This is a genomic window from Streptomyces sp. SDr-06 (genome assembly GCF_003324565.1).
GTDB lineage: Bacteria > Actinomycetota > Actinomycetes > Streptomycetales > Streptomycetaceae > Streptomyces.
On sequence record NZ_QOLA01000003.1, the window covers coordinates 20,116 to 45,202 of the forward strand.

Genomic DNA, 25,087 nt, shown 5'->3' on the forward strand with positions numbered 1-25,087 from the left:
TGGGCCAGAGGGAAAGGGTTTATGTTGTGCAACCCGGGGCGGCATTGGGGCTGTTGTCGCGCACCCGCCGACGGGAGGGGTACCGCAACCTGGATGGGTGTTGAAAATAAACGCATTCCTTCAATGACGCGTAGCCCTTCAACGACACGTGGCCCGCGTATCCGAGCGAACCCGGCAGTCAGTGTGTTGTGTGGGGTGAGCCGGAGTCATGGCCGGTCGGAGCTGAGCCCGGCACGCGGGGAGGGTGTGTTTCCAAGCCCGCGAGACCGGCGGCCTGTTGGAGCAGGTCCACGAGCATGGGAGAGGTCAGTCGCCCGGTGAAGGTGTTGCGCTGGCTGGGGTGATAGCACCCGACCAGATGGAGTTCACCGGCCGCGGCCCGACCATGGCGCTCGCCGCGGCCTCCCGCCTCCGGCTCGGCGCGCCGCAGTGTCACCACGGTCCCGTGCCCGAACCGGGGTCGGGGGCGGGGCAGTTGCCAGCCCGCCTCGGCGAGGACGGGCAGGAGGGTCCCCCAGCCGAAGGCCCCCAGGGCGACGATCGCCCGAGGGCTCAGCAGAGTGATCTCGGCTGCCAGCCAGGGTCGGCACGTGTCCCGCTCGTCAGGCGTGGGCTTGTTCGCGGGAGGAGCGCAGTGGACGGGGGAGGTCACCCGGACCCCGTACAGTTCGAGGCCGTCGTCGGCCGTGGTGGCCGTGGGCTGGGACGCGAGGCCGACGGCGTGCAGGGCCGCGAAGAGAAAGTCCCCCGACGCGTCACCGGTGAACATACGGCCCGTCCGGTTGCCGCCGTGAGCGGCCGGAGCGAGCCCGACCACCACCAGCGGCGCGTCGTGCGGACCGAAGCCCGGGACCGGCCTGCCCCAGTACTCCCAGTCCCGGAAGGCGGCCCGCTTCGTCGCGGCGACCTCCTCGCGCCAGGCGACCAGCCGGGGACAGGCCCGGCACCCGGTGAGCCGGCCGTCCAGCTCACCGAGCCCGCTACAACGCGCCGCGTGGAAGACGGGGAAGCCGCGATCCTCGGCGGCGGGTCGCGTGTCGGGAGTGCCGGCCTCGTCCATGGGGCCACGCTACCTGGGTGTTCACGATGGCGACCTCGACGGGGCGACGGCCCCAAGGCCCAGCTCGGGTACGCATTTTCACGGCCCATTCCTATACGCGGAGTCGGTCGGATCGCCGGCGCCCGCCCGCTTCGGCCCGCACTCACCCCGGGACCAAAAGCGGACAGAACCTGTCCTCAAAGCTCGGTACCGTGCTCCGTATGGCCTCCAAGAACGGCACCGGCAACCCTCCCGTCCTCTCCCGCCGCGCCCTCAACCGCGCCACCCTCGACCGTCAGCTCCTGCTGCGGCGCAGCGAAGCGCTCTCGCCCAAGGACGCTGTCGCCCACCTCGTCGGGCTTCAGGCACAGAACGTGAAACCGCCCTACTTCGCGCTCTGGTCGCGCCTCGCCGGGTTCCGGCCGGAAGCGCTCTCAGCGCTGATGGAGGCGCGCGAAGTGGTGCGGATCGTCACCCTGCGCTCCACCATCCACACGCACACCGCGGACGACGCGCTCACCCTGCGCCCGTTGGTGCAGGCATCGCGGAACCGGGAGCTGAACACCTTCCGCAAGGGGCTCGTCGGGGTCGACACGGACCGGCTCGGCGCCATCGTCCGCGCGCTCGTCGATGAGCGCCCGTACACGATGAAGGAGCTGCGCGAAGAGCTCGCGAAGGAGTGGCCCGACGCGGACCCGACCGCGCTCTCCGTCGCCGCACGCTGCGTACTGCCGCTGGTGCAGGTCACCCCGCGCGGGATGTGGGGCCGCAGCGGGCAGGTCGCGCTCACCACGGTCGAGCACTGGCTCGGCCGCGCGCCCCGGCCCGCGCCCGCCCCCGACGAGACCGTCCTGCGCTATCTCGCCGCCTTCGGCCCCGCCTCCGTCAAGGACATGCAGGTCTGGTCCGGGCTCACCCGGCTCAGTGCCGTGTTCGAGCGGCTGCGGCCCCAACTCGCAGTCTTCCAGGACGAGAACGGCATCGAACTCTTCGACCTGCCGAACGCCGCCCGGCCCGCCGAGGACACCCCCGCCCCGCCGCGCTTTCTGCCCGAATTCGACAACCTGCTGCTCTCGCACGCCGACCGCGGCCGGGTCGTGCCGGCCGAGTACAAGGGGCGCAGCTGGACCGGTAACCAGGCCCACTGCACCCTCCTTGTCGACGGCTTCCTCGCCGGTATCTGGCGCATCGAGGAACACAAGGACGGCACTGCTCTGCTCACCGTGCAGCCCTTCGGGGCACTCGGCAGGGAGAGCCGCGCCGCGGTGGCCGAGGAAGGGGCACGGCTCCTCGCCGACCTGACCTCGGCCACCTCCTACGACGTACGCTTCGGGGAATTCGTCGACAAGGGGTGATACCTCAAAGCCAGAGGCGATGGCCCCCGGCCGAAGGGCCCCCACAGCCGCTCTATCGGCTCAGCGCGTGGTCCCGGCGGGTGCACGCCGATGGGGTCTGGTTGTGGCGTCGGCGCGGGGCGGGCGGGGCGAGCAGCGGGTCGACCGTCACCACGGTCACTCCGAGCGGTGCCGAGAGCGCTCTCAGGGCGGGCTCGGCGAGGCGGATCCAGTTCTGGTCGCGACCCAGGACCGCGTTCAACCGGTCCGGGCTGGTGAATCCGACGGCGGTGCGTGCGCCGAACTCGTCGCGCAGAAAGCGCAGTTGGTGTCCTCCGGCAGAGCCGAGCCGAACCGGCACGTACAGCGGCCCTGCCGGGCGGCGTTCTTCGGGATCGGCGTCCTCGATGGCGAGGCTGTCCATGGTGTCCTCCGGTGCGGAAGTGCGGATGCCGTACGCGTCATGCGCCCGTACGCCCGAAGGTATGCCCCCGGCACCGGCGCCCTCTCGCGCCATGACGCGGCATTGACCCGGGCGCCCCGGATTTTTACGCGCTCCTGGCGCAGGTGGGCACGGGAGCGTCGGCCGACCGGGTGGAGGCGGCCCCCGGGAACGATTTCATCCCACCGGGTGGTGGCCGCGGGAGCACCCGACCGGGTGCTGAGGGCTCAGTCGGCCCGGCCCGTCGCAGCGACCGTCACACCGAGGCCGATCATCGCGAAGCCGCCCGCCCCGCCGATCAGCGAGAGGCGGCGTTCGGAGCGGGCGAACCAGCCGCGGGCCGCCGCCGCGCCCAGGCCCCACAAGGTGTCCGTGATCAGGCCGATCGTGATGGGGACCAGGCCGAGCAGCAGCATCTGGGAGGGCAGGTGGCCCGCCGCGTGGTCCACGAACTGCGGCAGCACCGCGGCGAAGAAGACGATCCCCTTGGGGTTGGTGACGCCCACCAGAACGCCGTCCACGACGGTCCGCAGGTCGCCGTGGGCCGGCCGGACCGTGGCCGCGACCTCACCGACGGCCGCCACTCCCAGCCGCATGTCCTTGCGGTGCCGGTACGCCTGCACCCCGAGCAGGACGAGGTACGCGGCGCCCGCCAGCTTCACCGCCATGAACACCGACGCCGAACGCTCCACCAGTGCGCCGATGCCGAGCGCCACCGCCACCACCAGCACGTACGAGCCGAGCACGTTGCCCAGGACCGTCGCGAGGGCGGTGCGGCGGCCGTGTGCGAGGGCGCGCCCGATCACGAACAGCACGCTCGGTCCGGGGATCACGATCACCAGCAGGGACATCGCGGCGAAGGCGAGGAAGCGGTCGGTCGACACCATGTCCGTCATTCAACCTCACCCATGTGCGAGGCGACCAGGGCACGGACATCACATGGGTGGGCCGCACCCATACCAGCGGCCCGAGTTGTCCGTGCCGTGCCGTGACGCGCCTGCCGGGCCCGGCCGCCTGTCGCCGCCGCACACCTTCTCGTCCGCGCGGTGTGCGGCGAGGCGAGGTCAGCCCGGCGCGGGTCAGGGCAGCCCCCATGCGACCAAGGCGGCCCGCAGGCGGTCAGGGCCGCCTCCCGCCCCGTGGATACAGTCGCCCGCATGGAATTGCGGCAGCTCAGCTACTTCGTCACCGTCGCCGAGGAACTGCACTTCGGGCGGGCCGCCGAGCGGCTGCACATCGTCCAGTCGGCGGTGAGCCAGCAAGTGCGCCGTCTGGAAAGGGAGTTGGGATGCGACCTCTTCGACCGGTCGCCCCGGCATGTACGGCTCACCGGCGCGGGGGAGCGGCTGCTGCCCGAGGCGCGCGAGGTGCTCGCCGCGGCCGAGCGGGCCCGGGCCGCCGTCCGCGAGCGCACCACCCTGCGGCTCGGCACGAGCACCGGACTCGGCGAGCACCTCGATCGCGTGCTCGGCGCGTTCGCCGAGATCGCCCCGGACATCGCCGTCGAGCTGGTCTCCGCACCCACCCGTGACCGGCTCGCCCAGGTCGCCGACGGGCGGCTCGACGCCGCGTTCGTGCGCTCCCCGCAGCCCGCGCCGGGCCTGCGGGTCCTGCCGCTGTGGGAGGACCCACTGGTCGTGGCCCTCCCCGCGACCCATCCGCTCGCCCGCCAGGACGAGATAGCGCTCTCAGAGCTGGCCGCGCTTCCGCTGTGCATCACCGCACGCCGCAACAATCCCGCCCTCGTCGACCTCGTCGTCGGCGCCTGCCACGCCGCGGGCTTCGAACCCGTGCCGGGCCCGGTCGGCGGCTCGCTCCAGGACGTCCTGGCCACCATCGGACTCGGCTCGCTGTGGACGGTGGTGTACGCCGCCCACTCCCGCGTGCTGCACAGCCCCCGTGTCGCCTTCCGGCCGGTGCGCGATCCCGGGCTGGTGCTGCCCACCGGACTCGCGGTGGGCGCCGGTCGGACGCCCGCCAGTGTCGAGCTGCTCCTGAGAGCGTGTTCAGCCTCCGTGAGCAGCCCGGGTGGAAACGCATAGAAGCAGCCTGACCTGGAGCGATCACGAAAGCTGATCGCTGCGGTCGCGGTCTGCTTCTTGGCCGGGCGGACCGGATCCGGTGGACTGAGGTCACGCCGGTGAGCGACCCGGAAAGGCCGGGAAGCCGCCGCCGACACAGGAGTTGGCCATGCCCATCGTCACCGTTCAGCAGGGTCCCCGCGACGTCGAGCTCAAGCGCGAGCTGGTCAAGCGCGTGACGGACGCCTTCGTCGACGCTTACAAGATCCCGGCCGAGACCGTCCAGGTGTGGATCCACGAGGTCCCCACCGACAGCTGGGGCGCGGCGGGCACGCTGACCGCCGACAAGTAGCCGCGCCCCGGCGGGCTCACCGCCCACGGGCCTGGCCGTCCGTACGGGGGTCGGACGGCCGCGGGTCCGCCGCGTGCCGAGAGCGCTCTCGGCGCGGCGGCCCACCGTCCCCGTAGCGACGCCGACCGTACGCGGCGAGCGCGGTCAGCGGCACGGACAGAGCCGCCGCCGCCCCGAACAGGCCCTGAAAATCGCCCAGTTGCGCCGGAGCGGCGGCAAGCCCCGTGCCCAGTGCGCTGCCCAGGTACAGGGCGACACCGAAGAAGGCGACGCCCGTCGCGCGGGCGGTCGGGACCAGCAGCGTCGCCCACGCCTGCACCGTCGAGTGCAGGAACGCCCAGCCACCGCCGAGCAAGAGCGCGCTCAGGCCCAGCGTCAGCGGAGACGGGCGCAGGGCCGGGGCCGCGTACGCGAGGGTCAGCTGGGCGCCGCCCGCCACGATCAGCGCGACCGGGCCGAGCCGGCCCGCGAGCCGCCGCACCACCTGGGCGCCGGCCATGGCCGCCACCCCGTACAGCGCCGCCACCGCGCCCGCCGTCGCCGGAGCCGCGCCGAGCGACTCCAGAGCGGTCGGCAGATAGGTGAAGCAGCCGAGCAGCACGCCTCCTTCGAGGAGGGCCACCCCCATCACGTACCACTGCCAGCGGGAGCGCAGGACCGTGCGCAGCGCGCCGCCCTCGCGCGGGGCGAGGGCCGGTTCGGGCAGGCGGCGCAGGGCCAGGGCCAGATGTCCGGCGATCAGGCCGGGCAGCGCGAACACCAGCCGCCAGCTCACCCAGTGGGCCAGCGTCCCGGCGACGACCGTGGCCAGCGACGTGCCGAGCGCGAAAGCGGTCATCAACGAGCCGAGCGCCCGCTGCCGTCCGGCGGGGGCGACCACATCACCCACGTACGTCAGCGAACCCGCGATGGCGGCGGCGAAACAGGCCCCCGTGAACCCGCGCGCCGCGACGAGGGCCGCCGCGCCCGGCGCCGCCGCCGAGGCGAGTGCGCCGACGGCCGAGGCAGCGAGCGCGAGGCGCATCACCCGCACTCTGCCGAACCGGTCGCTCGCCATGCCCCAGAACGGCTGCGCGAGACCGTACCCCAGCGTGTACGCGCTCGCCGCGAGCGCGGCCGTGCCGAGCGGCACACCGAAGGACGAGCCGATCGGCATCAACATCGGAGCGATGGAGAAGCGGTCGAAGTTGCTGACGAAACCGGCGGCGCCGAGCAGCCCCCGGGGCGGTGAAGTGGTCATGCCCCCAGCTCAGCAGGGGTGCCAACGGCCGTGGGGGCTCAGCCGATTAGCATCACTCACACTGTGACGAACCCACCGGACCCCCGAGCGGAACTCGGCGCGTTCCTCCGCTCGCGCCGTGAGCGCCTGGCCCCGGACATGCTCGGCCTGCCCGTGGCGCCCCGCCGCCGCACCCCCGGCCTGCGCCGCGCGGAGGTCGCCGAGTCCGCCGGAATCAGCTCCTCCTGGTACGCGTGGCTGGAACAGGGCCGGGTGCGGACCTCGGAGCAGGTGCTGCGGGCCGTCGCGCGGGCGCTGCGGCTCGATCCGGCCGAGACCGCGCACGTGCTCTCCTTCGCGGAGGACGCCCCCGCACCGCACGCCACCCCGGCCAGCTGGGTCTCGCCCCATCTGCGCTCGCTCGTCGACGCGCTGCTCCCGCATCCCGCGATGGTCGTCGACCCGCACTGGGACCTGCTCGCCTGGAACACCGCGTACGCCGCGCTCCTGACCGACCTCGCCCGGCTGCCGCCCAAGCGGCGCAACATGCTCTGGCTGGTGTTCCGCTGGCCGCCGTGCCGGACGCTGCTCGCCGACTGGGAACCCGAAGCCCGCGCGCTGCTGGGCCAGTTCAGGGCCCGGGCCGCGCACCACCCGCACGATCCCCGGTACGCCGAGATCATCGAGGAGATCCGGGCGGACCCCTGTGCGGCGCGCTGGCTCGACGAGCGGGAGACCGCCGCCTTCCGCCCGGCCGTGAAGCGCTTCCGGCACCCCGTGGCGGGCGAACTGCGGCTGCGCTCCGTCAAGCTCGCCGCCGTGGACGAACCGGGCCACCACTTCCTGGCCTACCTGCCCGACGGGCCGGAGTCCGAGGCGGCCGTGCGCCGACTGAGCTGAGCGGACGGCCCGTTCGGCGGTCCCAGCAGGTCGATTCGGGGTTTCGGCCACTGGCCGCGCCGGTAGGTACCAGACTTCCCACCTGACAGCTGTTGCTGATGACGTTGATACAGGAGAGAAGAACGATGCGGATTCCGATGACGGTCTCGGACTTCCTCGACCGGGCAGAGCTGGGGTTCTCCTCCAGTACCGGCGTCGTCGACGAGCCGGACCAGCCGGCCCCGCCGGTCCCCGGCCTCACCTATGGCCGGTTCGCCGAGCGGGTCCGTGCCTGGCAGGCCGGGTTCGACGCGCTCGGCGTCGGCGAGGGCGAGCGGGTGGCGGTGGTCAGCCACAACTCCGCCCGCATGCTGGAGCTGCTGTTCGCGGTGCCGATGAGTGGCCGGATCTGTGTGCCGGTGAACTTCCGCCTCAAGCCCGAGGAGATCGATTACGTGGTGCGGCAGAGCGGGGCCTCGGTCCTGCTCGTCGATCCGGAGGTGGATGGAGAGCTCTCCGGCGTCAAGGCGCGCCACCGGTTCGTGCTCGGCGAGCGCACTGAGAGCGATCTCATGCGGTTCGGCGTCGAGCCGCGTCCCTGGTCGCGGCCCGACGAGGACGCGACGGCGACGATCAACTACACCTCCGGAACAACCGCCCGCCCCAAGGGAGTTCAGCTCACCCACCGCAACATCTGGGTCAACGGCCTGACGTTCGGACTGCACACCCGGGCCTGGGAGGGTGACGTCTACATGCACACCCTGCCGATGTTCCACTGCAACGGCTGGGGCATGCCGTACGTGATGGCCGGGCTCGGCGTGAAGCAGGTGGTGTTGCGCAAGGTCGACGGCGCCGAGATCCTGCGCCGGGTGGCCGAGCACGGCGTCACGCTGATGTGCGGGGCGCCCGCGGTGTGGAACCTCGTCCTCGACGCGGCGGCCTCGTGGCAGGGCGAGATCCCCGGGCGCGACCGCGTGCGGGTCGTCTGCGCGGGGGCGCCGCCGCCCACCCGGATGATCCAGCGGATGGACGAGGAGCTGGGCTGGGAGTTCACCCAGATCTACGGGCTCACCGAGACGTCCCCGCTGCTCACCATGAACCGCACCCGGCCGGCCGACGCGGGGCTGCCCGCCGAGGAGCGGGCGCGCAACCTGTCCCGGGCAGGCGTGCCCGCGCTCGGCGTCAAGCTGAAGGTGTCCGGCTCCGGCGAGGTCCTGGCCCGCTCCAACGTGGTGCTCGACGGTTACTGGGAGAAGCCCGAGGAGACCGCGGCGGCTCTGGAGGGCGGCTGGTTCCACACCGGGGACGGCGGCACGATCGACGACAGCGACGGCTCTCTGACGATCTCGGACCGGAAGAAGGACGTCATCATCACGGGCGGTGAGAACGTGTCCTCGATCGAGGTGGAGGACACGATCTTCAGTCACCCGGCGGTCGCGGAGGTCGCCGTGATCGGCGTGCCCCACGAGAAGTGGGGCGAGACGATCAAGGCGCTCGTGGTCCTGGCCCCGGGCGCGTCCGCGACGGAGGCCGAGATCATCGCGTACTGCAAGGAACGCGTGGCCCGCTACAAGGCCCCGACCTCCGTCGAGTTCCGCGACGCGATCCCGAGGACGGCCACCGGCAAGATCCAGAAGTTCAAGCTCCGCGAGCCGTACTGGTCCGGCCTGGAGCGGGAGATCAACTGATCTCCCCCCTTTCTGGCGGTGGCGTACGCTCCCGACCACCGCCTGAGCCCGTCAACTCGCATGCGTAAGGATCCAGTTGGAGGTTCCGCACGACCTGGGCCCGGGGGCGGTCAGACGTGCCACCTGGCCCCGGGGGAGCCGACTCTCTGGTGGGTGAGGGTGGCGGTGAAGTGCGGGGTGTGGTTCTGGTGGAAGGTGACGGTGGCTCGGGGGCGGCCGTACGCGTCGGGGGGCAGCTCGCGGGTGTCGATCCAGCAGGGTGCGTGGAGTTCGACATAGCGGTGGAACTGGCAGTCCATCGCCACGAGGAGGGTGGGCTCGGGGTGGTACAGATGGTGGGCGGCCTGACGGGCCGCCTCAAGGAGGAGCATGCCGGGCGCGTGGTCGACCGGGTGGTCGAACAGGATGGGGTGCTCGGGGTCGATACGGAGCTGATGGCGGTGGGGTGTGTGGGCGGGCGACAGCACCACGTCGTTGCTGTGGGTGCGGGCCACACGTGCGGGGGGCACAGGGAGGCCGAGCCTGGGTGCGGGCCACATGTGGGCATCGGCGAATCGGGATCGCAGCCTGCGATACACGGGCGGCGGCTGGATGGCGAAGCGGGTGTGGGCCGTGGCCAGTTGGGTGTCACCGCGAAAAGCGCGGATCAGCAGCGTCAGCGCGGTGGTACGCCCGTTGCGGCGCACCGCCTCCAGGCAGGTCACGTGCAGGTCGACGGCGGCCGGGAGCAGTACCACGTCCAAGGCGTCGGCTTGCAGGGTGAAGCGGTAGTGCTCCCATAACAGGTGGTGTCCGAACGGGACGTCGTAGGCCGCGTGGGAGAGCAGCGGGAAGATCTGCCGGATCGTCTCGCTCAGGATCAGCGGGTCGTGCCGCCCGTGCCGCACCTCGTAGAAGGGGTGGTCGTCCGGCCAGCGGGCGGTCACCGCGAAGGCGTCGGGAGCGGTGCGGCGCCAACCGGTCAGCAGCACCTCGGCGGGGTTGGTCTTGTGGACCAGCTCACCTGGCACCGGGGGCGCGGGTGGCGCGGGGCACAGGGGCAGGGGCGGCATGGGTACTCCTCACAGACGGCCGGTCGGCGTGGGGGCCGACGGGCTCACGGGTGGGGTGCGTGTAGTGAGTGGGTGTGCCGGAATGAAGCAAATGGCTTGCTAGGGAAGAGAGTTGAGCGAGACGCAGAGACAGCTTCCGCGACGCCGGAGCGAGCCGGCGGGGTGCTGCGGGTGGATGGCGCCTCGCTGGAGCGCGGCGATGAGCGCGCGCTGGATCTCCGACATCATGCGGCCCCCGGGCACAAGTCGAAACGGTCGGTGCGTCACCGTGAGTGAGGGACCGCTGCGTCAACGGCCGATAATATAAAAGGCGTTCTCTATTTTTGTCGAACCCATTCGGGAGCGGAACGATGGCTGAAATCAGACAGGAGCGGGCGGTGAGGACCCGCGAGGTGCTCCTGCGGGCCGCGGCGGAGGAGTTCGACGAGAAGGGGTACGCGGCGGCGCTGATCAACCAGATCCTGGCGCGGGCCGGGCTGACCGCCGGGGCGATGTACTTCCACTTCAAGTCGAAGGAGGATCTCGCCGTCGCGGTGATGAACGCACAGAAGCAGACCATCGAACCGCGCCTCAGCTCACGGGGGTTGCAGCGTCTCGTCGACATCACGCTGGTCTGGGCGCACCGGCTGCGCGTCGATCCGCTGCTGCGCGCCGGGGTGCGTCTCGCTGTTGAGCAGGGCAGTTTCGGCATGCACGACCCCTCCACGTTCCTGGAGTGGCGCGAGATCATGATCACGTGCCTGGCCGACGCGGACCAGGACGGGGAACTCATGCCGGGTGTGGTGCCCGAGCACATCGCCGAGTTCGTCGTCGGAGCGTGTACCGGAATCCAGCTGTACTCGAACCTCGTCAACGGACGCGAGGACCTGGTCGAGCGCACGATCCGGATGTGGGAGCTGCTCCTGCCGGGACTCGCCGTGCCCGACGCCGCGCGGGCGATCAGCCTGGAGGCGGAGCGGGGTCAGGTGTCATGAGCGAGCGGACCGTATGGCCGGATCGCGTCGGTGAAAACCTGAGCGGGGAGCGGCGGATGCGCATCGTGGTCAGCGGAGCCGGCGGCACCGTGGGCGGAAAGGTGGCGAGTCTGCTCGCGCCGCATCACGACGTGCGGTCGTTGACCAGGGACCCGGAGCGTGCCTCCCGGGACGGGGTCGCGGGGGAGATCGTGGGCGCCGACCTCGGCGACCCCGCCGGGCTGCGCCACGCGCTGCACGGGGCGGATGCCCTGCTGCTCGTCACCTTCGACCCGCTGCGGCCCGCACACGACGCCAACGCGCTGGCCGCGGCCAGGGCGGCCGGAGTCCGGCATGTGGTGAAGCTGTCCGCGGCGGCGGTGTCCGACCCGCTGGCCCAGGACCGGATCACCTGCTGGCAGCGTGCGATGGAGGAGCAGGTCAGGGCGTCGGGCCTGGAGTGGACGCTGCTGCGGCCGCGGTCCTTCATGTCCAATGCCCTGGGCTGGGCGGCCGGGGTGCGCAAGGACGGGGTGATCCGCGCGCTGTACGGGGACTCCCGCAACTCGTGCGTCGACCCCGGGGACGTGGCGCTCGCCGCGGCCCGGGCTCTCGTCGACGGCCACGCGGGCCGTATCCACACCCTGACCGGCCCGGAGGCGCTCAGCGTACGCGACCAGGCGGACCAGCTGTCCGAAGCGCTTCAACGTCCATTGGTGTACGAGGAGTTGACCGTGGACCAGGCATTCAGTGCCTGGCGTGACCGGTTCGGGGAGTTGCTCGCCCAGGCCCTGCTCGCCAGCGCCGAGCGGCAGGCCACCGGCGCGAAGGAAGAGCTCGCCGACGGAGTCCGGGAGGCCACCGGCCGGGAACCGGGCACGTTCAGGGACTGGTCCGCTCGACACGCGTCGGCGTTCCGCTGACGCGGGCCTGTGCTGGGGGTGACGCCCCACATGGGGCAACTCGCCACCCCGGGTTGCCACATGTGGCGAGGCCACCCCAGGCTCAGCCACATGTGGCAACTCCCCACACCGGGTGTCCCCACGTCGCAAGACCACACCTCTTTGAACCACAGCGAGCAATTCCCCACCCAGAGCTGCCGGATGGGGCGTGGCAGGGTGGGCGTGCCGGGCGCCCGCCCGCGTCACACGCGTACCTACACGCCGGCCGGGGCGACGACAGCGACACCGGCGACAGCGGCATCGGAAGGAAGAGGAACCATGGCTGAAGCGCAGGGCATGCTCGAAGGAAGGACCGTTCTGATCACGGGGGCGTCCAGCGGCATCGGGGAGGCGGCGGCCCGCCTCTTCGCGGCGGAAGGGGCCGCGGTGGTCGTGATGGCACGGCGCGCGGAACGTCTGGACGCGCTCGCGCACGACATCGTCGAGGCCGGAGGCAGGGCCGAGACCGCGGCCGGTGACGTGGTGAGCGAAGAGGACGTGGCCAACGCGGTCAAGATCGCGGTGGGCCGGTTCGGCCGCCTGGACGGGGCGTTCAACAACGCGGGCTGGGCCACGGCGGGAACACCGCTGCACGAGATGGACACGGCGGTCTTCGACCGGACCATGGATGTGAACGTGCGCGGGACCTGGAACTGTCTGCGCCACCAGATCCCCGCCATGTTGCAGGCGGGAGGCGGCTCCATCGTCAACACCTCCAGCGTCGCGGGCCTCCAGGCGACCGGGGCGTCGGCTGCCTATGTGGCCGCCAAACATGCCGTGTTGGGGCTCACCCGGGCGGCCGCGGCCGACTACGGGCGCCGGGGCATCCGGGTCAACGCGCTCGTGGTGGGTAGTACGCGTACCGAAATGATGGAGGAGGTGCTGGCCGGGACGCCGCAGCTGGAGGAGAGCTTCGTGGCCCGCTCGGTCCAGCGCAGGATGGCGGCTCCGGTGGAGGTCGCCCAGGCCGCGGCCTGGCTGTGCAGCGACCGCGCCACGTTCGTCACCGGCGCCGCCATGCCGGTGGACGGAGGGTGGACCGCCGCGTAGAGGCGCAGGCGGCCCCCCACGCACGGCGGCCCGAGCGTGTGACGCAGCCCACAGCCTTCCGCGTTGACCCTCACATAGATGTGAGGGTTCGAGCATTCACACCATGCCCATCAGCGAAAAGCGGAACACAGTTGGTCCCCGCGTCACCGACAACGACCAGATCAACCAGATCAAGCAGATCAACCAGAACGAACAGACCAACCAGACCAACCAGAACGACCATCAGAAGCTGCCCTGGCTCGCGCTGCTCGCGCTGGCCACGGCGGTCTTCATCACCAGCCTCACCGAGACGCTGCCCGCGGGGCTGCTGCCCGCGATGAGTTCGGACCTTCGGGTGAGCGAGTCCGCGACGGGTCAGACGGTCACGATCTATGCCGTCGGTACCGCGCTCACCGCGATCCCGCTCACCGCGGCGACCGCGGCCTGGCGGCGCAAGCGGCTGCTCCTCGTGTCGATGGCCGGGTTCGCGGCGGCCAACACGGTGACCGCGCTCTCGGCCGACTACGCCCTGACGATGGTGGCCCGGTTCGGCGCCGGGGTGGCCGCGGGCCTGGCCTGGGCGCTGCTCGCCGGGTACGCGCGCCGCCTGGCCCCGGCTCATGCGCAGGGCAAGGCCATCGCGATCGCGATGGCCGGTATCCCGGTCGCCCTGTCGCTGGGCGTACCGGCGGGCACGTTCCTGGGCAGGGCCGTCACCTGGCAGGTGGCGTTCCTGGTGATGACCGTACTGACCGTGGCCCTGCTCGGGTGGATCGGCGCGGCGGTGCCGGACTTCCCGGGCGGGCGGCGGAGCGGCAGGACACCGATGGCCGTCGCCTTGAAGGTGCCCGGCGTCGTGCCGGTCCTGTTCGTCACCCTGGTCTTCGTCCTGGCTCACACCATCCTCTACACCTTCATCGCGACCTTCCTGGGCGGGCTCGGCATGGGCGGCTCCACCGATCGGGTGCTGCTGGTGTTCGGGGCGGCCTCGCTCGTGAGCATTTGGGCGGTCGGCGCGCGGATCAACCGGCGGTTGCGTCAACTGGCGACCGTGAGCGCCCTGTTGGTGGCCGTCGCCGCCGCCGCCCTCGCCCTGCTCTCCGACAGCACCGCCATGGTGTACGTCGCCGTCACCCTGTGGGGGCTCGGCTGGGGCGGCGCCCCCACCCTGCTCCAGACCGCGGTCGGGGACGCGGGCGGCGAGCACGCGGACGCCGCGCAGGCCATGCTGGTGACACTGTGGAACGTGGCGATGGCCGGGGGCGGCGTCGTCGGCGGCGTCCTCCTGAACGCGCTGGGTTCGAGCTCCTTCCCGTGGAGCGTCCTGGCCCTCCTCGCGCCGGTGCTCGTCGTGGTCCTGGCGGCCCGCGCGCACGGGTTCCCGGCCACCCGCGGCGGCGCCGCCTGAGCGCCGACGACGCCGGACGCCGCGGTCTCCCGCCGCGACGTCCGGCGTTCGCCGTCTCCGGTCCACCCACCAGGCAGCCCGGTGGGTGGGCCATCGAGTCGATCTTCCCGCGCGCAAGCCTAGGCAGGTCAGGGCCGGTGGGGGCATGCTGGGGCCACGGTTCAGAAAGTGAGGCGAGCTGCGATGGTGACTCTGTCGTACGCCCACGGGGTGAGCGGTACCGCCCTGCTCGGCGACACGATCGGCGGCAACCTGGAGCGCGCGGTCCAGGCGTACGGGGAGCGCGAGGCGCTGGTCGACGCCGCCTCCGGAAGGCGCTGGACCTACACCCAATTCGGCGCCGCCGTCGAGGAGTTGGCCCGCGCGCTGCTCGCGGGCGGCGTCGCCAAGGGGGACCGGGTCGGGATCTGGGCGGTGAACTGCCCCGAGTGGGTCCTGGTCCAGTACGCGACCGCGCGGATCGGCGCGGTGATGGTGAACATCAACCCGGCTTACCGTGTGCACGAGTTGGAGTACGTGCTGCGCCAGGCCGGGGTCTCGGTCCTGTTCGCCTCGCTGTCCCACCGGACGAGTGACTACCGGGCGATGGTCGAGCAGGTGCGGGGCGCCTGTCCGGCGCTGCGGCGGACGGTCTTCATCGGCGACCCGGGATGGGACCGGCTGCTGGCCGAGGGTGCCGGGCGCACCCGCGCCGACCTGGCGGCGCGCGAGGCGGAGCTGTCCTGCGACGACCCGGTCAACATCCAGTACACCTCGGGCACGACGGGCTTCCCCAAGGGAGCCACGCTCTCGCACCACAACGTCCTCAACAACGGTTATTTCGTGGGGGAGTTGCTCTCCTACACGCAGGCCGACCGGATCTGCGTCCCGGTCCCCTTCTATCACTGCTTGGATACGTGAACACCTATGGAACTAGCGCTGAGCAGCGTAACCGGCACATACTGACGTTCATGAGTGAGGCAGTGGAGGAAACCACCCCTGATGATCTTGTAGACATCTACGCCCGGAAATCGGTGAAACTCGCTGGCCGACGTGGCGAGTTGTCCCCTAATGCCCAAATCCAGCGGGGTCGGGACTGGGCATCCTGGAACAAGTTGCGTGTCAGACATGTCTGGCAAGACACGCTGAGTGCATCAAAAGACGTAAAGCGCCCAGACTATGAAAAAGCGTTGTTGGCGCTGGCTAACGGCGAGATCAAAACCCTGTGGTGCTACAAGCTTGACCGCTTCAGCCGCAAGGGTGCGCTAGCTGTCCTGAACGTCCTTGAGCACCTTGGTGAAACCGGCGCACGGATCATCTTCGGTGAGGACGGATTGGACAGTTCCGACCCCAACCACCGACGCATGATCATGTGGAAGGCGGAAGACGCGCGGGACGAATCCCTGAGGATCAGCCAGCGTGTGACGGACACCAAAGCATGGCAGCGGGACCACGGTGAATGGGTAACCGGCAAGACCCCATATGGACTTGTGGCGGACGAAGCTAGGCACTTGGTACCTGACACCCGTCCGGCCATTCCTGGGGCGCCTGAGGGGCCCACACGGGCGCGAGTGGCCCAATCCATCTTCGTGCTGGCTGCACTGGGCCTGAGCCTTCGCGCAATTACCCGTGCGCTGCACCGGTATGGCATTCCGTCACCTACGGGTAAGCCAGCATGGGCAGCTAACACCGTGTATCGCATCATCACCAACCCCGCGTACTCAGGCTGGCAAGTGCACTGCGTTGGCAAACAGCGAGGCGTCATCTACGTAACGGCCAAGGGCAAGCGCGTCCGGGTAGGTGAGCCCCTGGTGTCCGATGACAGGCGTAAGAGGGCAGTACGGGCACTCAAGGGTCACAGTAAGCCGAAGGCACCGTACGCCGGAAAGGCGGCTCATCTGCTTACTGGGCTTACGCAGTGCACCTGTGGCAGATCAGCGCCTATGTCATCCACCAGTTACACGTGTACTACAGCGTTGGACAGTGGGGCAACCTGCGAAAACCCCGCCAGCGTCTTCCGGCCCCCGCTGGAAAAGTACGTAGTTGAGTGCTGGCTGGCACGTCTCACTAACGCTGACGCTGAAGATCCTCTGTTGGCGGCTGTCGCGTCTCGTTGGGCAGCCCTAACTAAGCCCAACGAGACAGCAGAGTTGGCGGAAGCCATAGCAGTACTCAAGTCGGCTGAGGCCATAATCGAGCGACTTCTACGAGACCGAAGAGCGGGACTGTACGAGGGACCAGCCGCAAGGTTTTTTGAGCCAGCCTACGAAGAGGTCATGGCCGACTACAACGCAGCAAGTCTTGCAGTCAGGAAGCATGGCGGAAGCGGCGTAGACATCTCGTTTTTGCTGGACGAAGAGTCAGCGCGCGAAGCGTGGGAGGACGCAGACACAAGCCTGAGGCGTGATCTACTACGGCTGGCTATCGACCGTGTGATCATTACCCGTGCAGGCAGCGGTAATGATCAGCGCAAGTTCAACGGGGACACGCGCGTCACGATCAAGTGGGCTGGGTGACCTGAGTCACACAAGGGCGTCCCTGGCTACGGCTAGCGGGCGCCCTTCGGCGTGTCAGCGCACGGAGTGTGTAGCAAGCTTGCTGACACACCATCAGAACACACCATCTAACCAGCAACAATGTAGAAGTGTAGAAAGAGACCCTACTTCGGTAATCCATAAGAGTTTCTATAGGGAATACCGAACCGACCTTCAAACCTACACTTCTACATGGGCACCCTCAGCGGCACTGGCATTCGACTCGCTAGATATATATTGAGAGAGGATGTTCCCGCGCATCAAGACTCTACGATCCGGCGGACTGCGGACACTCTCTCGAACCGCCCTGAGCGTGCTCCTGTGCCTGCGGCACGGTTCTGAGCACCAGGGCCCAGCTTCCTTAGCTCAGCGGTCGAGAGCATCCGGTTGTCGTCCGGAAGGTCACCGGTTCAAATCCGGTAGGGGGCGCGGGCGTTGAGCCAGGGAGGATACCGGCACTGTGTGCGCACGCATCCGGGAAAGTACCTGGCGAGTGGGAATACGTTCCCCACGCCACCATGGTGTGTAGCTCAGTGGATAGAGCAGCGGCCTACGAAGCCGTGTGCGCTGGTTCGAATCCAGCCACGCCAGCAAAGGGCTAACGCATGGCCTTGACCGGTCTGCGTAGCCCTCAGGGGAAAGCTCATGGAGAGCCCTGCCCGAGTAGCTAGCACCTAGTCAGTGCAGCGAAACGGCGGCGGGTCGGTTCAATTCCGGCATCCCCGCATACCCGCGTAGGCAAATCTGGCAAAGCCGTCGCGCTTAGGACGCGAAGTCTGGGAGTTCGAATCTCCCCGTGGGTACCAGCTACGCAAAAGCCCCCAGCCGCATCGGCTGGGGGCTTCACTGTGGCTGAGTCAGTCCACGATGGCTAGGGCTCACTGCTGTTCATTCGCCGCGATCTTCCTTGATTTCGTTGTACACGGTCTGCCAATCGGCCGCCTTGAGTTCGGCTCCGGTTACGTCTGTGGCATCCCCGAGTGCACGCGTGGCGTCTGCGCGGAACTGCTCCATGGAGTCCAGCCTGAGTTTGTCTGCGATTGTGTGGTGCATGCGCACTGCGGTACTCAGGTACCGCATTACTGCCCGCGTCTCCGGGCTCTCTTCGGCGACCAGTGGCGTCAAGTCCTCTTCCTGAGCTTCCACTGGCGTGTAGATGCCGCCCGGCTTGTCGGCGTGAATCAGGTACGTGGTGCCGCCCAAGTGGCTTTCTACAGTCCCCTCGTAGTTCCAGCGGGTGTTTCGGACCCTGCTTCCCTTGCTGAGCATCGCGCTCCTTCGTCGTCGCTGAGGCCAGTAGATCAGACCGCGCAGTCTCGGCGCAACCCCACCACATACAGGAAACTGGAGGTGACCCAGTGGCGACACCCGGAGACTTCGGCGTGGTCCGGATCGGCGGCATGGGTGGAAGGCTCATTTCGCTGGGTCAGCGCCTGATCGGCTGCCCTTCGCGCTTCTCGCACGCCTTCCTTGTTCTCGACAATGGGCAGATCATTCAGGGTGAGCCTGGCGGAGCGAAGATCTATAGCGAGTCGGATTGGCCTGGTGCCGTCTACAGCAAGCTGCCGCTTACCGATAGTCAGCGTGCTGCGATTGTGGCCGCTGGTCGTGCGCTGGTCGGTACGCCGTATTCGTGGCTCGACTATGTGGCCATTGGTGCCCAGCGTCTGGGGCTGCCCTTCAAGGGGCTTCGCCGCTACGTCAGCGATAGTGGCCACATGATCTGTTCTCAGCTGGTTGCTGACGCGTATGCCAGCGCTGGCGTTGAGCTATTCCCTGATCGTGCGCCAGGCAATGTGACGCCCGGTGATTTGGCCCGCTTGATAAACGCGCGCTAATCATTTTGCGCGTGGTTGTTTTGGAAACAATGGTTTTTGGAAGTGGTTGTTTTGCCGCGTAGACCCTGCTTGGACTGTGGTCGGCTAACCACTAACCCTTCTCGCTGCCCCGAGCATGCCGCCGTGTGGTCTGCCCGCCTAGAGCGCCGTAGAGGGTCTTCCACGGCCCGTGGCTATGGGTCTGCCTGGCGCGTGGTTGCGCGCGTGGTCCTTGAGAAACACATTGCCTCGCAAGGCTACTACTGCCCTGGCTATGGGGTAGCTCCGCATGCTGCTACTGATCTCACTGTGGACCACATCGTGCCTAGATCTAAGGGCGGCAGTGATCAGCCAGACAATCTCAGAGTGCTATGCAGAGCCTGTAACAGCAGCAAACACAACAAGTAGGCACCATTGGTTGCGCTGTGACCCCCTGTGGCTGTGAGCAGCAATTATTACACATCGTGAGCACCAATACGGACATTATGTGCAGTATGGGGGCATACAAAAGTCTGACGGTTACTCTCTGATGGACCCGGCCCCATTAAGGGGAGACATGGCTGCGAAATTTTGACCCGGGGGGTGTTGGCCAGAATGCCCTATTTTACACCTTTGGGGGTGGGTAATGGTCGCCGGACGTCCCCCCGTGCCAAATGAGCGCAAACGCAAACTCGGAAATCCTGGTCAGCGCGCTATGCCGGATCTTGCCGACGTTGGCTCCGTGGCACCTGTCGAGAATCGCCCCCCGATGCACCTGGAAGACGCCGGGCGCAAGCTCTGGGAGCGCGTCACTGGCGGTGCCCACTGGCTGGCTGACTCGGACACTCCCACACTGATCCTGCTGTGCGAGAAATACGACCGTCGCGCTGGTTTCCTCGCTGATCTGTCGCGCAGTGAGCCAGTGCTGTACACGGACAAGGGCTACGCCTATCCAAATCCTCTGGTCGGCATGCTCTCGACCATCGAGACAGAGATAGCCCGACTTTTCAGCGCCCTAGGGCTTACGCCGACTGACCGAACCCGAATGGGTGTGGCCGAGGTAAAGGCCCGGAACGCTTTTGAGGAAATGCTAGCTAGGCGGTCCAATAGGGAGTAATCATGCTGCGCGTTGAAACCATATCGTTTACCGCGCATGCTGACGGCACGGTAACGGCAGACCACTTTCCAGCCTACACGTCCATTACGCCTGAACTTCTTGTAACTGCGGACCCTAGGTACCTGCGGGTTGGATGGGTTGGCTTGACCATCGAAGTCCTCGGCGTTGATTACGTGGTTGTAGGACAGGATGGCGAAGCCCTGGTTCTGCGCAGGGTGGATGAGTGATAGAGCCCCTGTACCGCACCCCGGTTTCCCCTGAGGAAATGGCCAGCGGCGACGGCCCCGACTTTGCAACATTCACGCAGTTCTTGAGGATCACTAAGGATTCCATCGGCGGTAATGCCGGTGAGCCCCTGGTTATGCGGGACTGGCAGATAGATCTCATGAATCGGCTGTACGCCCGTCGCGCTGATGGGCGGCTGAGGCACCGTACCGCGCTAATCGGCATGCCTCGTAAGAACGGTAAGAGCGCCCTAGCCGCTGGTATTGCGCTATTCGGCTTGGCTTTCGGGCCCCGTGGTGGCGAGGTTTTTTCGGCCGCAGGTGACAAGGAGCAAGCCAGAATTGTTTTCTCGACTACTAAGCAGATGGTCGAGATGGAGCCGCAATTCTCGGGCATGTTCAAGACGTATCGCGACGCGATCGAGCTACCGGCAACGGGCAGCGTTTACCGAGTGCTTTCCGCTGAGGCGTACACCAAAGAGGGCTTGAATCCCCACCTTGTCATCTTCGATGAGGTTCATGTTCAGCCCAACCGCGAACTATGGGACGTCATGGCTCTAGCCAGCGGTGCCCGGCGTGAGCCCATGATGGTCGGCATTACCACTGCGGGTGTCAAGACCGATTCCTCCGGCGCTGACAGCACGTGTTACCAGCTCTATCAGCACGGTATGCGCGTCGCTTCCGGCGAAGTCGATGACCCCGGGTTCTTCATGGCATGGTGGGGCGCCCCCGAAGGCGCTGTTCACACTGATCCCGCTGTCTGGCATTCCTCGAATCCTGGCTTTGATGACATCGTCTCGCGCGAGGATTTCGAGTCTGCGGTACTGCGGACGCCCGAGAGTGAGTTTCGTACGAAGCGCCTTAATCAATGGGTGAGCACGGCGCAAGCCTGGCTGCCCGGCGGATCGTGGGAGGCGTGCGAAAGCTCCGAGACCGCCATTCCTGATGGCGCAGAAGTTGTCTTGGGGTTTGACGGGTCTTTCAACAACGACAGCACGGCGCTGGTGGTTGTTACGTGCCCTCAGGGCGAGGAAGCCCCACATATTGACGTAGTCGCAGCGTGGGAGAAGCCGCAGGGCACCGGTAATGACTGGGCCGTGCCGATTCTGGACGTTGAGGCAGAGATCAAGGCCGCTTGTCGGCGCTGGCAAGTGCGCGAAATCGTCTGTGACCCCTACCGCTGGGCCCGTACCTATCAGGTGCTCGAAGATGAGGGCCTTCCCGTTGTGGAATACCCGCAGAGTCCCGCGCGCATGGTCCCGGCTACACAGCGGTTCTATGAAGCGGTCATGAACAAGACGATTACGCATTCTGGTGACCAGCGACTTGCGCGGCACCTTGGGAACTGTGTCATTCGCACGGACAATCGGGGCTCACGGATCACCAAAGACGCAAAAAACTCGCCCCGAAAAATTGACTTGGCTGTATCCGCTGTGATGGCGCTCGACCGTGCATGCCAGGAACCGGAACTAGCACCCACTCCGCAGTTCTTTTCGTGGGCTGACCTATAGGAGGGCCATGGATAAGGACAAGCCCACATGGCGGGGGCGGCTAAGCGGCCTACGGGCCCGAATACCTCGCAGTGCAACTTCAGATGTTTTTGATATCAGCGGTCTCGGTTGTTTGGTCGGGGCCGCTTTTTGGTGGGCGCCTATCGCTGGCCTTGTGACGCTTGGTCTCGCGCTGTTGCTTGCGGGGTGGGTGACCAGTGATTAAGCGGGCGATGCAAAAGCGCTTCTATGCCCCGTCCGGCGCTGGTGATCCCTGGGCGATTCCTTCCAACGGTAGTTTGCAGGCGATTACTGCGGCTGGCGTTCAGGTCACCGACGAAACGGCGATGCAGCTACTTTCTGTGTCGGCGTGCGTGCGGATTCTCTCCGATACTGTCGCTGGTCTTCCCTTTGATGCTGTCAAGGCGGCCGGGACAGTGCGGAGCACCATCGAACCTCCGCCGGGCATCGTCGCTGACCCCTTCGGCGGGACGAACGACAGTCGATATCCGACGCGTCGCCTAGGGCTATCGCAACTCATGGTTTCGCTGCTCCTGCGTGGCAACGCCTATTGCCTGGTGCTCTCTCGGGACCGTATGGGCCGCCCCACTCGGCTGCGGGTACTGCATCCCGATCGTGTGCGCTGTCAGTTCAACGAGACGGGCGCCCGCGTATACGAAATCGACCGGATGCCGGTTGACTCCGAAGACATCATTCACATTCTGGGGCTCTCGTACCCTGAGGCAGCGACCGGAATTAGTGTCCTGTCCTATGCGCGTCAGTCAATCGGGTTGGGCCTTGCTGCTGAAGAATTTGGCGCCCGCTTCTTTGGGTCTGGCGCTCACATGTCCGGCATCATCGAAGTGCCCGGGGATCTCGACAAGGAACGCGCACGGGGCCTCAAGGAAGGTTTCACGGCGTCTCACGCTGGGTTGAAGAACACTTTTACCGTCGGTGTTATGTCGGGCGGAGCCCAGTGGAAGCCGATTAGTGTCAGCCCCGAAGATGCCCAGTTCCTTGGTACGCGTGCTGCGCAAAACCTCGATATGGCGATGCTCTTCGGAGTGCCGCCGCACATGCTCGGGCAGGTCGACAAAACCACGAGCTGGGGTACCGGCATTGAGCAACAGGCACTCGGGTTCCTTGCCTACACCCTGAATCCGTGGCTCGGCCGCTTTGAGGATGCCTGGTCAGCAATGCTGCCAAAGCCCCAGACGGCCCGATTCAACGTTGATGGTCTGCTCCGCACAGATGCGGCCGGACGTTACGCCGTTTATGCGGTGGCTCGGTCTGCCGCAATTCTCACCTCCAACGAGATTCGTGCGCTGGAAAACTTCCCGCCGATCGAAGGCGGAGACGACATTGACGCCCCGCTGAATAGCAACGTCAAGCCCACTAAGGACATGCAGGCGGGGAAGTCCGCCGCTTCAGCCGACGCTTTGGGAGCGGTGCTGTAATGACAGATTTCTCTATTCGCTCTCAGCGTCAGCATGTGACCGAGAATCGTCAGCGGCCCTTTGAGGGCATGGACCTTCGCGCACTTGACAACGGCACTGGCGGCGAAAATCTACGATTCACCGGCTATGCGTCGGTGACGAACACACCCTATGAAATGGAAGATTTCCTAGGGCCCTACACAGAGGTTATCCGTGGGGGAGCGTTCGCCGCTTCGCTGGCTGCGGGGGCTGATGTTCCGTTCAAGGTCAATCACGGTGGGCTCACGCTCGCTAGGACCAGGAGCGGCACCATGCGGCTTGCTGAGGATTCTCGGGGCCTGCATGTGGAGGCAGATCTAGACCCGCGTAATCCCGATGTTCAGGCGCTTCGCAGTGCAATGGAACGCGGCGATCTCGATGAAATGAGCTTCGCTTTCCGCGTGAATGCTCAGGAGTGGTCGCCCGACTGGTCGCAGCGCGATATTACCGATGTTGATCTACATAAGGGTGACGTTTCCGCTGTCAATTTTGGCGCTAATCCTGCTACGGCGGGTGCGGTACTGCGTTCACATGATGTTGCGGCGGCTTTCCTGGCGCTCCGAGATGGGCAGATGCCCCCGGAGACTGCCCAGCTTCTTCGTACGGCACTAGCTGGCGCCATTCCTGAGGTCACTGAGGGCGCAGACAGCGCCGACCTTTCCCATTTCGCGACGCGACTACGCGCGCTGAATTTCTAGGAGATAAATTGTCCAAGCGCGAAATGATCGCTGACCTACTCGCGAAGCGCTCCGCTGTCAAGTCCGAGCTTGATGGTCTGGTCGGCACTGCTACCACGGAGAAGCGTGGCCTTTCCGATGACGAAACTGCCCGCTTCGACGCTGGCGAGGCTGAGATTCGAGCCTTTGATGAGCGAGTCAAGGAGCTGGACGCTCAGGTAAGGGCAGACGACGCTGCGGCCGAAATGGCTAAGCGCTATGCGCCGAAGGCTGGCGATGGTGTCCAGTCCGAGCCTGAGATTTATCGGTCCGGTAATGGTGGTCGCTCGTACTTCCGTGACCTACACCTTTCCCGCAATAAGGGTGACAGGGACGCTACCGACCGACTGCACCGCAATAACAAGGGTCGTACCGAAGAGCGTGCGCTGAGCACATCAAATGGCGCTGGTGGCGAGTTCGTTCCTCCGCTGTGGCTTGAGAGCGAGTTCGTCAAGATTGCGCGTGCTGGTCGCATTACCGCGAACCTGACGCCGACTTTCCCGCTTCCGGCCGGTACTGACTCGATCAACGTTCCGAAGGTCAACACGGGTACTGCTGTCGCGGTTCAGGGCACGCAGAACACCGCTGTGCAGAACACCGACCTTACGACTACTTCGATTTCGTCCGGCGTGACGACTGTTGCGGGTGGCCAGACGGTTTCCCTTCAGCTCATTGAGCAGTCGCCGCTGAACATTGACGACGTTGTTCTACAGGATCTTGCTGCCGACTATGCGCGCCAGCTCAACACCCTGGTACTGAACGGCTCGGGTACCTCTGGTCAGCCCACGGGCATCATGACCCTTTCCGGCGTTCACGCTGTCGATTTCTCCGCCACGATTACGGCCCCCGCCACTTGGGCGAGCACTTTCTACAGCAAGCTGGCTGGCGCCATTCAGCAGATTCACACCAGCCGTTACCTGCCGCCGGACACCATCATCATGCACCCGGTGCGCTGGGCCTATCTGCTCACGCAGGTTGATGGGCAGGGTCGTCCGCTTGTGGTTCCTGCCGCTGGCAATGCCATGAACGCGCTGGGTAACGCGGGCCAGGTTGCTTCTCAGGGCTACGTGGGCACCATGCTGGGCCTTCCGGTCTACGTGGATGCGCTTATCCCGACCAACCTGACTGCGGGTGCTGGCACCAATGAGGATGCGGTCATTGTCGCTCGCATGGCTGACCTCATGCTGTGGGAGTCCCACGTTCGCGCTGAGGCTTTTGAGCAGACCTACGCTAACAACATGTCTGTGTTCATTCGCCTGTACAACTACGTCTCGTTCCAGGCGGGCCGTTACCCGGCTTCTATCTCGGTTATCACCGGTAAGAACCTGGGCGCTCCGACCTTCTAAACCCTTTGGGTGGTGGCCATGGCGACTCATTATGACCGCTTGAGGCGTGCAGT

At 66.9% G+C, this 25,087-nt stretch carries 24 protein-coding genes, 3 tRNA genes and 1 pseudogene; 22 read left to right on the plus strand and 6 right to left on the minus strand.

Annotation, left to right across the window (positions count from 1 at the left end; all coding sequences use genetic code 11):
* Window positions 1-178: 178 nt before the first annotated feature.
* Complete coding sequence (locus DT019_RS08430; RefSeq protein ID WP_114036085.1) at window positions 179-1,060, minus strand: uracil-DNA glycosylase; 882 nt, start codon at window positions 1,058-1,060, stop codon at window positions 179-181.
* A gap of 200 nt (window positions 1,061-1,260) precedes the next feature.
* On the opposite strand from DT019_RS08430, the gene DT019_RS08435 reads away from it, so the two are divergent.
* The gene (locus DT019_RS08435; RefSeq protein ID WP_114036086.1) at window positions 1,261-2,394 is read left to right on the plus strand and encodes a winged helix DNA-binding domain-containing protein; all 1,134 of its coding nucleotides are present in this window, start codon (window positions 1,261-1,263) and stop codon (window positions 2,392-2,394) included.
* Between the two features lie 52 nt (window positions 2,395-2,446).
* Here DT019_RS08435 and DT019_RS08440 read toward each other — a convergent pair whose 3' ends face one another.
* Together DT019_RS08440 and DT019_RS08445 are read right to left on the minus strand one after the other, a co-directional pair.
* On the minus strand, window positions 2,447-2,797 hold the full coding sequence (locus DT019_RS08440; protein ID WP_114036087.1) for an SAV_915 family protein: 351 nt from the start codon (window positions 2,795-2,797) through the stop codon (window positions 2,447-2,449).
* Between the two features lie 245 nt (window positions 2,798-3,042).
* Window positions 3,043-3,702 carry a LysE family translocator gene (locus DT019_RS08445; RefSeq protein WP_114036508.1) on the minus strand — a complete coding sequence of 220 codons (660 nt, stop codon included), beginning with the start codon at window positions 3,700-3,702 and terminating at the stop codon, window positions 3,043-3,045.
* A 270-nt stretch (window positions 3,703-3,972) separates the two neighbouring features.
* On the opposite strand from DT019_RS08445, the gene DT019_RS08450 reads away from it, so the two are divergent.
* A complete protein-coding gene (locus DT019_RS08450; protein ID WP_114036088.1) occupies window positions 3,973-4,857 on the plus strand; it encodes a LysR family transcriptional regulator in 885 nt (294 codons plus the stop codon).
* 148 nt (window positions 4,858-5,005) lie between these two features.
* Window positions 5,006-5,188 carry a 4-oxalocrotonate tautomerase DmpI gene (gene dmpI / locus DT019_RS08455; protein WP_114036089.1) on the plus strand — a complete coding sequence of 61 codons (183 nt, stop codon included), beginning with the start codon at window positions 5,006-5,008 and terminating at the stop codon, window positions 5,186-5,188.
* Between the two features lie 16 nt (window positions 5,189-5,204).
* Here the strand turns inward: dmpI and DT019_RS08460 are convergent, their stop codons facing one another.
* Entirely contained in the window at window positions 5,205-6,428 is a 1,224-nt protein-coding gene (locus tag DT019_RS08460; protein WP_114036090.1) for an MFS transporter, read from the minus strand.
* A gap of 63 nt (window positions 6,429-6,491) precedes the next feature.
* On the opposite strand from DT019_RS08460, the gene DT019_RS08465 reads away from it, so the two are divergent.
* Both DT019_RS08465 and DT019_RS08470 read left to right on the plus strand, forming a co-directional pair.
* Window positions 6,492-7,307: a helix-turn-helix domain-containing protein gene (locus DT019_RS08465; RefSeq protein ID WP_189389299.1), complete on the plus strand. Its 816-nt coding sequence runs from the start codon at window positions 6,492-6,494 to the stop codon at window positions 7,305-7,307.
* Window positions 7,308-7,432: 125 nt separating this feature from the next.
* A complete protein-coding gene (locus DT019_RS08470) occupies window positions 7,433-8,974 on the plus strand; it encodes an AMP-binding protein (RefSeq protein ID WP_114036092.1) in 1,542 nt (513 codons plus the stop codon).
* A 110-nt stretch (window positions 8,975-9,084) separates the two neighbouring features.
* Here DT019_RS08470 and DT019_RS08475 read toward each other — a convergent pair whose 3' ends face one another.
* Window positions 9,085-10,026: a ScbA/BarX family gamma-butyrolactone biosynthesis protein gene (locus DT019_RS08475; RefSeq protein ID WP_114036093.1), complete on the minus strand. Its 942-nt coding sequence runs from the start codon at window positions 10,024-10,026 to the stop codon at window positions 9,085-9,087.
* 350 nt (window positions 10,027-10,376) lie between these two features.
* Between DT019_RS08475 and DT019_RS08480 the strand changes: the two genes are divergently transcribed.
* From DT019_RS08480 to DT019_RS08520, 9 genes and pseudogenes are all read left to right on the plus strand, one after another.
* Complete coding sequence (locus tag DT019_RS08480) at window positions 10,377-11,000, plus strand: ScbR family autoregulator-binding transcription factor (RefSeq protein WP_114036094.1); 624 nt, start codon at window positions 10,377-10,379, stop codon at window positions 10,998-11,000.
* Complete coding sequence (locus DT019_RS08485; protein ID WP_317617747.1) at window positions 10,997-11,902, plus strand: NAD(P)H-binding protein; 906 nt, start codon at window positions 10,997-10,999, stop codon at window positions 11,900-11,902. Before DT019_RS08480 ends, DT019_RS08485 begins: the two co-directional genes overlap by 4 nt.
* Window positions 11,903-12,199: 297 nt before the next feature.
* Window positions 12,200-12,970, plus strand: coding sequence for a glucose 1-dehydrogenase (locus tag DT019_RS08490; protein WP_317617748.1), 771 nt, complete (start codon window positions 12,200-12,202; stop codon window positions 12,968-12,970).
* A 103-nt stretch (window positions 12,971-13,073) separates the two neighbouring features.
* Window positions 13,074-14,357 (plus strand): MFS transporter, encoded by a 1,284-nt coding sequence (locus DT019_RS08495; protein ID WP_114036097.1) that lies wholly within the window; start codon window positions 13,074-13,076, stop codon window positions 14,355-14,357.
* A gap of 183 nt (window positions 14,358-14,540) precedes the next feature.
* A pseudogene (locus DT019_RS08500) lies at window positions 14,541-15,245 on the plus strand (AMP-binding protein); the annotation flags it as partial.
* Window positions 15,246-15,307: 62 nt separating this feature from the next.
* Window positions 15,308-16,852 (plus strand): recombinase family protein, encoded by a 1,545-nt coding sequence (locus DT019_RS08505; RefSeq protein WP_114036099.1) that lies wholly within the window; start codon window positions 15,308-15,310, stop codon window positions 16,850-16,852.
* Window positions 16,853-17,225: 373 nt separating this feature from the next.
* A tRNA-Asp gene (locus tag DT019_RS08510) sits at window positions 17,226-17,299 on the plus strand.
* A gap of 90 nt (window positions 17,300-17,389) precedes the next feature.
* Window positions 17,390-17,461 (plus strand) — tRNA-Arg (locus DT019_RS08515).
* Between the two features lie 137 nt (window positions 17,462-17,598).
* Window positions 17,599-17,676: transfer RNA gene (locus DT019_RS08520), tRNA-Leu, on the plus strand.
* Window positions 17,677-17,758: 82 nt separating this feature from the next.
* Here DT019_RS08520 and DT019_RS08525 read toward each other — a convergent pair.
* Window positions 17,759-18,139, minus strand: coding sequence for a hypothetical protein (locus tag DT019_RS08525; protein ID WP_114036100.1), 381 nt, complete (start codon window positions 18,137-18,139; stop codon window positions 17,759-17,761).
* A gap of 89 nt (window positions 18,140-18,228) precedes the next feature.
* Here DT019_RS08525 and DT019_RS08530 point away from each other — a divergent pair, with 89 nt between their 5' ends.
* The 8 genes from DT019_RS08530 to DT019_RS08565 all read left to right on the plus strand — a co-directional run bounded on the left by DT019_RS08530 (window position 18,229) and on the right by DT019_RS08565 (window position 25,034).
* The gene (locus tag DT019_RS08530) at window positions 18,229-18,708 is read left to right on the plus strand and encodes a hypothetical protein (RefSeq protein ID WP_223279356.1); all 480 of its coding nucleotides are present in this window, start codon (window positions 18,229-18,231) and stop codon (window positions 18,706-18,708) included.
* A gap of 204 nt (window positions 18,709-18,912) precedes the next feature.
* Entirely contained in the window at window positions 18,913-19,095 is a 183-nt protein-coding gene (locus tag DT019_RS40705; RefSeq protein WP_262985317.1) for an HNH endonuclease, read from the plus strand.
* A 340-nt stretch (window positions 19,096-19,435) separates the two neighbouring features.
* Window positions 19,436-19,783 carry a phage terminase small subunit P27 family gene (locus tag DT019_RS08540; protein ID WP_189389301.1) on the plus strand — a complete coding sequence of 116 codons (348 nt, stop codon included), beginning with the start codon at window positions 19,436-19,438 and terminating at the stop codon, window positions 19,781-19,783.
* A 2-nt stretch (window positions 19,784-19,785) separates the two neighbouring features.
* Complete coding sequence (locus DT019_RS39100) at window positions 19,786-20,010, plus strand: hypothetical protein (RefSeq protein WP_147267284.1); 225 nt, start codon at window positions 19,786-19,788, stop codon at window positions 20,008-20,010.
* A gap of 38 nt (window positions 20,011-20,048) precedes the next feature.
* Window positions 20,049-21,518 (plus strand): terminase large subunit domain-containing protein, encoded by a 1,470-nt coding sequence (locus DT019_RS08545; protein WP_114036103.1) that lies wholly within the window; start codon window positions 20,049-20,051, stop codon window positions 21,516-21,518.
* Window positions 21,519-21,730: 212 nt separating this feature from the next.
* Window positions 21,731-22,954, plus strand: a complete 1,224-nt coding sequence (locus tag DT019_RS08555) for a phage portal protein (RefSeq protein WP_114036105.1) — start codon at window positions 21,731-21,733, stop codon at window positions 22,952-22,954.
* 35 nt (window positions 22,955-22,989) lie between these two features.
* On the plus strand, window positions 22,990-23,670 hold the full coding sequence (locus tag DT019_RS08560; RefSeq protein ID WP_189389304.1) for an HK97 family phage prohead protease: 681 nt from the start codon (window positions 22,990-22,992) through the stop codon (window positions 23,668-23,670).
* An 8-nt stretch (window positions 23,671-23,678) separates the two neighbouring features.
* Window positions 23,679-25,034: a phage major capsid protein gene (locus DT019_RS08565; protein ID WP_114036107.1), complete on the plus strand. Its 1,356-nt coding sequence runs from the start codon at window positions 23,679-23,681 to the stop codon at window positions 25,032-25,034.
* The last annotated feature ends 53 nt before the right edge of the window (window positions 25,035-25,087 follow it).

What these genes read in the sequence shown, in the direction of transcription:
- DT019_RS08430 (WP_114036085.1), bottom strand. Translation starts at nt 1,060, where the DNA reads ATGGACGAGGCCGGCACTCCCGACACGCGACCCGCCGCCGAGGATCGC.
- DT019_RS08435 (WP_114036086.1), top strand. Translation starts at nt 1,261, where the DNA reads ATGGCCTCCAAGAACGGCACCGGCAACCCTCCCGTCCTCTCCCGCCGC.
- DT019_RS08440 (WP_114036087.1), bottom strand. Translation starts at nt 2,797, where the DNA reads ATGGACAGCCTCGCCATCGAGGACGCCGATCCCGAAGAACGCCGCCCG.
- DT019_RS08445 (WP_114036508.1), bottom strand. Translation starts at nt 3,702, where the DNA reads ATGGTGTCGACCGACCGCTTCCTCGCCTTCGCCGCGATGTCCCTGCTG.
- DT019_RS08450 (WP_114036088.1), top strand. Translation starts at nt 3,973, where the DNA reads ATGGAATTGCGGCAGCTCAGCTACTTCGTCACCGTCGCCGAGGAACTG.
- dmpI (WP_114036089.1), top strand. Translation starts at nt 5,006, where the DNA reads ATGCCCATCGTCACCGTTCAGCAGGGTCCCCGCGACGTCGAGCTCAAG.
- DT019_RS08460 (WP_114036090.1), bottom strand. Translation starts at nt 6,428, where the DNA reads ATGACCACTTCACCGCCCCGGGGGCTGCTCGGCGCCGCCGGTTTCGTC.
- DT019_RS08470 (WP_114036092.1), top strand. Translation starts at nt 7,433, where the DNA reads ATGCGGATTCCGATGACGGTCTCGGACTTCCTCGACCGGGCAGAGCTG.
- DT019_RS08475 (WP_114036093.1), bottom strand. Translation starts at nt 10,026, where the DNA reads ATGCCGCCCCTGCCCCTGTGCCCCGCGCCACCCGCGCCCCCGGTGCCA.
- DT019_RS08480 (WP_114036094.1), top strand. Translation starts at nt 10,377, where the DNA reads ATGGCTGAAATCAGACAGGAGCGGGCGGTGAGGACCCGCGAGGTGCTC.
- DT019_RS08485 (WP_317617747.1), top strand. Translation starts at nt 10,997, where the DNA reads ATGAGCGAGCGGACCGTATGGCCGGATCGCGTCGGTGAAAACCTGAGC.
- DT019_RS08490 (WP_317617748.1), top strand. Translation starts at nt 12,200, where the DNA reads ATGGCTGAAGCGCAGGGCATGCTCGAAGGAAGGACCGTTCTGATCACG.
- DT019_RS08495 (WP_114036097.1), top strand. Translation starts at nt 13,074, where the DNA reads ATGCCCATCAGCGAAAAGCGGAACACAGTTGGTCCCCGCGTCACCGAC.
- DT019_RS08505 (WP_114036099.1), top strand. Translation starts at nt 15,308, where the DNA reads ATGAGTGAGGCAGTGGAGGAAACCACCCCTGATGATCTTGTAGACATC.
- DT019_RS08525 (WP_114036100.1), bottom strand. Translation starts at nt 18,139, where the DNA reads ATGCTCAGCAAGGGAAGCAGGGTCCGAAACACCCGCTGGAACTACGAG.
- DT019_RS08540 (WP_189389301.1), top strand. Translation starts at nt 19,436, where the DNA reads ATGCACCTGGAAGACGCCGGGCGCAAGCTCTGGGAGCGCGTCACTGGC.
- DT019_RS39100 (WP_147267284.1), top strand. Translation starts at nt 19,786, where the DNA reads ATGCTGCGCGTTGAAACCATATCGTTTACCGCGCATGCTGACGGCACG.
- DT019_RS08545 (WP_114036103.1), top strand. Translation starts at nt 20,049, where the DNA reads ATGGCCAGCGGCGACGGCCCCGACTTTGCAACATTCACGCAGTTCTTG.
- DT019_RS08555 (WP_114036105.1), top strand. Translation starts at nt 21,731, where the DNA reads ATGCAAAAGCGCTTCTATGCCCCGTCCGGCGCTGGTGATCCCTGGGCG.